This window comes from Streptomyces sp. NPDC059524 (assembly GCF_042749255.1).
Lineage (GTDB): Bacteria > Actinomycetota > Actinomycetes > Streptomycetales > Streptomycetaceae > Streptomyces > Streptomyces xanthii.
Genome location: NZ_JBHYTK010000287.1, coordinates 1 through 3,886, shown reverse-complemented (window position 1 = coordinate 3,886; position 3,886 = coordinate 1). Strand labels below are relative to the sequence as shown.

General features: G+C 70.6%; 4 protein-coding genes. 2 read left to right on the top strand and 2 right to left on the bottom strand.

Annotated elements, in window-relative coordinates; translation table 11 throughout:
• Window positions 1–68: 68 nt before the first annotated feature.
• A complete protein-coding gene (locus ACFW9D_RS38080) occupies window positions 69–1,538 on the bottom strand; it encodes an NCS2 family permease (protein WP_188335622.1) in 1,470 nt (489 codons plus the stop codon).
• Window positions 1,539–1,879: 341 nt separating this feature from the next.
• Here ACFW9D_RS38080 and ACFW9D_RS38075 point away from each other — a divergent pair, with 341 nt between their 5' ends.
• Window positions 1,880–2,581, top strand: coding sequence for a helix-turn-helix transcriptional regulator (locus ACFW9D_RS38075; protein WP_188335623.1), 702 nt, complete (start codon window positions 1,880–1,882; stop codon window positions 2,579–2,581).
• A 31-nt stretch (window positions 2,582–2,612) separates the two neighbouring features.
• Here ACFW9D_RS38075 and ACFW9D_RS38070 read toward each other — a convergent pair whose 3' ends face one another.
• Window positions 2,613–3,290 (bottom strand): TetR/AcrR family transcriptional regulator, encoded by a 678-nt coding sequence (locus tag ACFW9D_RS38070; protein WP_188335624.1) that lies wholly within the window; start codon window positions 3,288–3,290, stop codon window positions 2,613–2,615.
• A gap of 66 nt (window positions 3,291–3,356) precedes the next feature.
• Between ACFW9D_RS38070 and ACFW9D_RS38065 the strand changes: the two genes are divergently transcribed.
• On the top strand, window positions 3,357–3,854 hold the full coding sequence (locus ACFW9D_RS38065) for a cupin domain-containing protein (RefSeq protein ID WP_384630038.1): 498 nt from the start codon (window positions 3,357–3,359) through the stop codon (window positions 3,852–3,854).
• Window positions 3,855–3,886 lie beyond the last annotated feature (32 nt).

Sequence of the window (3,886 nt, the reverse complement as noted above, 5' to 3'; positions counted from 1 at the left end):
GGGGGCGCGGGCGCGGGGGGCGTGAGTGCCCGGGCCCCTCACCACATCAACTCAGCACCGCCGGACGACTACTTGACCCCGAGGAGCTGCTCGATCGGGTCGATGGCGAAGTAGACGAGGAAGAGGACCGAGGTCCCCCACAGCAGCCAGTGCACCTCACGCGCCTTGCCGAGCGCCGTCTTGATGATGACGTAGGCGAGGAAGCCGGCGCCGATGCCGTTGGTGATGGAGTACGTGAACGGCATGACGGCGATGGTGAGGAACGCCGGGATGGCGATGTCGTAGCGGTCCCAGTCGATGTGCTTGACCTGCGTCATCATCAGGAAGCCCACGGCCACGAGGGCGGGGGCGGCCGCCTGGAGCGGCACGATGGTGAGTACGGGGGTCAGGAACAGCGCGAGGGCGAACAGGCCACCGGTGAAGAGGTTGGCGAAGCCCGTGCGGGCGCCTTCGCCGACGCCCGCCGCCGACTCGATGTAGGTCGTCGCGGAGGACGCGGACGCGGCGCCGCCGGCCACGGCGGCGGCGCCGTCGATGAGGAGCACCCGGCCGAGGTTGGGAACCTGGCCGCGCTCGTCGAGGAGGCCGGCCTCGGCGGTCACGCCGACGACGGTGCCCATGGTGTCGAAGAAGTCCGACAGGATGAGCGTGAAGACGAGCAGCAGCACGGTGACGACGCTGACCTGGCCGAACGCGCCGAACACGTCGAAGTTACCGAGCAGTCCGAAGTCGGGGGACGCGACGACGGAGTCCGGGATCGCGGGCGTGGTCAGGCCCCAGGTCTTGATGTCGGCGAGCTGGTCGAGGACGACGGCGAGCACGGTCATCGCGACGATGCTGATGAGGATCGCGCCCTTGACCTTGCGGGCGAGGAGCACGATGGTCAGCACGACACCGAGCGCGAAGACGAGCATGGGCCAGCCGGTGAGGCTGCCGGTGCCGAGCTGCACGGGCACGGTGGTGTTGGCGGCGTCGGGGACTCGGGTGACGAAGCCGGCGTCGACGAAGCCGATGAAGGCGATGAACAGGCCGATGCCGACGCTGATGGCCTGCTTGAGCGGCTGCGGGATGGCGTGCATGACGGCTTCGCGCAGTCCGGTCAGGACCAGCACGCAGATGATGAGCCCCTCGAGCACGATCAGACCCATCGCGTCGTCCCACGTCATGAGCGGGGCGAGCTGGAAGGCCACGACGGCGTTGAGGCCGAGGCCCGCGGCGAGGGCGAGCGGGAGGTTGCCGCCGACGCCCATGATGACGGTCATGACGGCGGCGACGAGCGCGGTCGCGGTGACGAGTTGGGCCGGGTCGAGCTGGGCGCCGGTCTTGTCCTCGGCCGCGCTCAGGATGATCGGGTTGAGCACGAGGATGTACGCCATCGTGAAGAACGTGGCGACACCGCCGCGTATCTCACGGCCGTACGTCGAACCGCGTTCGGTGATCCGGAAGTAGCGGTCGAGCGGACCGCCGGGGGTGCGGGGAGGGCTGCCGGCCGGGGGATGCGCGTCGTACGGTGCGCCGGTCGCGCTGGGGGAACTCATCGAGTCTCCTGCATCTGCACGTGTCGCGGGCACGACACATGGGCGGACATGGGGAATGCATCCGGAATCAAGGACAGTTGGGAGGATCCTCTGACATCGCGACAGGTGTCGCGATGCACGAACGCACATGCGAAGCGCTGAGGATCATACGGACAACCGCCGTGGCGGGCGGGACGGAAGCTGTTCCATCGGTCAGTAGTTGCAAGGATGTTATGGAGATCCCACGAACCGGGCCCCGCCAGGGCCGCATGCGGCCGGACACACTTGGTGACCCTCACAAAATGCACTGTTGACTGAACACACAGTAGCCAAAACACATATGCCCCTCTATCATCCCGGCTGTGCCTGGTCCCCCCTCCCCCCATGCCCCGCCCCCACCCTTCGACGCGGTGGCGGCCCGCCGTATCCGCGAGTCGCTCGGCATGGCTCCGGGCCATGTCGCGCACGGCCTGAGCTCCTCCTTCGGCCTGACGTACATCACGCCCGGGACGGTCACCGCCTGGGAGCGGGGCCTCGCCTCACCGAGCCCCGCCGAACTGACCGCGCTGGCCAGCGTGCTGTGGTGCGATCCGACCCAACTCATCGGTACGCCGCGCGCGTTGCGTGAGCACCGCCTGATCCGCGGTTACGCGGCGACGGACGTGGCCCGCGCGGTCGGCATGGATCTCGGCGTGTACGAGGAGGCCGAGCGCACCGGCGTCTGGCCCGGCGACGACCGGCAGACGAAGGCGCTGGCCTCGGTCCTCGGACTGTCCCAGCGCGACCGCATGTCCGTCACCGGCGACAACGGCCGGCTCGCCGAACTCCTCGGCGAGGCGGTGAGCACCCGCTGGCAGGCCCACGCCCGCGCGATCGCCAAGCTCACGGGGCTCGACCGACGCGCCCTCGCCGAGCCGCTGCGCACGATGCACCAGGAGTACCAGCACCTGATGACGGCCACCCTCAGCCGCGCGACGACCGCGGCGGCGTCCGGGGAGCAGGGGCGCGCTTATCTGGAACGGGTCACCGACCGTTTCTGGGACCTGCTGGAGGCGCAGGGCTAGCCGTCGGGCGCACCCTGAAACCCGGCCGCCGTCACCGCCCTCGGCGCCGCCCGCCGCCGAGGGCGACACCGAGGCCGTGGGCCATCTGTCCGGCGATCCACGCGGCGTACTCCTCGCCGCTCCAGCCGCATGTCAGCACCAACGACCGGTAATGGGCGGGGTCGTTGTACATCCACACGACATCCACGGCGCGCTCCCGCTCGAGGGCGGGCGGCGCGGAGGCGAGCGCCTCGAGCCGGTCGACCACCATGGCGGCTCCGGCGCGCCGGTTGCGCTGCATCGTGTCCCAGAGGGCGGCCGGCTCGGCTCCCCCGTCCGCCGCGCGCCGGACCACCTCGAAGATCTCCGCCGCGCGTTCGCCGATGACGCGGCACACCTCGGCGTAGGCGCGCAGCACCGCTTCCGGGGTGCGGGCGTCCCACACCGGCCGGAACCAGGGCCGCTCCGCCACGGGGACCGGTTCGTCGTCACCGGCCAGCGCCTGGTCCACCGCCTCGCGCAGCAGCGCGGCCTTGGATCCGTACGCGGCGAAGACGGTCGGCCGGGCCACCTCGGCGCCGGCGGCGATGTCGGCGAGGGACGTGGCGGCGTAACCGCGGGCGACGAAGAGGCGGGTCGCGGCCGCGAGGACCGCCTGCCGGGTCTGGCGGGCCCGCTGCTCCCGCAGCGGCGAGGCGTACCGACGCCGCACATCGTCTCGGGCTCCCATAATTGGACATTCTAGCTTAGTATTGAATAGACACTGTCTCTCCAAATCGTGGAGCAGGAGGCGGCCATGTCGTCGTCCGTCAACCGTCCTTACCTCCTGGGAAGCACCGAGGGCGAAGCGCTGTGGTTCCTCGGGAATCTGGTCACCCTCAAGGCCTCCGGAGCACAGACCCGGGGCCGGCTCACCGTGGCGGAGTTCCTCAACCCGGCCGGCTTCGCACCCCCGCTGCACCGGCACCTGGAAGAGGACGAGATGTTCTACGTCCTGTCGGGAACCGCCCGCTTCCTGTGCGACGGGCAGGAACTGGAGGCCCGCCCCGGGGACTTCGTGCTGCTGCCGGTCGGCGTGCCGCACACCTTCGTGGTCGGCGCGCAGGAGCCGCTGCGCTGTCTGCAGATCACCACACCGTCCGGCTTCGAGGACTTCGCGGCCGACGTCGGGGCACCGGCACGGGAGCGGCGCCTCCCCGACCCCGGCCCGTTCGACCCGGCGGCCCTCGGGCTCGCCGCCGCCCGCCACCACATCGAGATCCTCGGCCCACCGCCGGGCATCCCGACCCCTTGAGCGCAGACGTCGGTCCAGGGCCCGGGTGGGGG

What these genes read in the sequence shown, in the direction of transcription:
- ACFW9D_RS38080 (WP_188335622.1), bottom strand. Translation starts at nt 1,538, where the DNA reads ATGAGTTCCCCCAGCGCGACCGGCGCACCGTACGACGCGCATCCCCCG.
- ACFW9D_RS38070 (WP_188335624.1), bottom strand. Translation starts at nt 3,290, where the DNA reads ATGGGAGCCCGAGACGATGTGCGGCGTCGGTACGCCTCGCCGCTGCGG.
- ACFW9D_RS38065 (WP_384630038.1), top strand. Translation starts at nt 3,357, where the DNA reads ATGTCGTCGTCCGTCAACCGTCCTTACCTCCTGGGAAGCACCGAGGGC.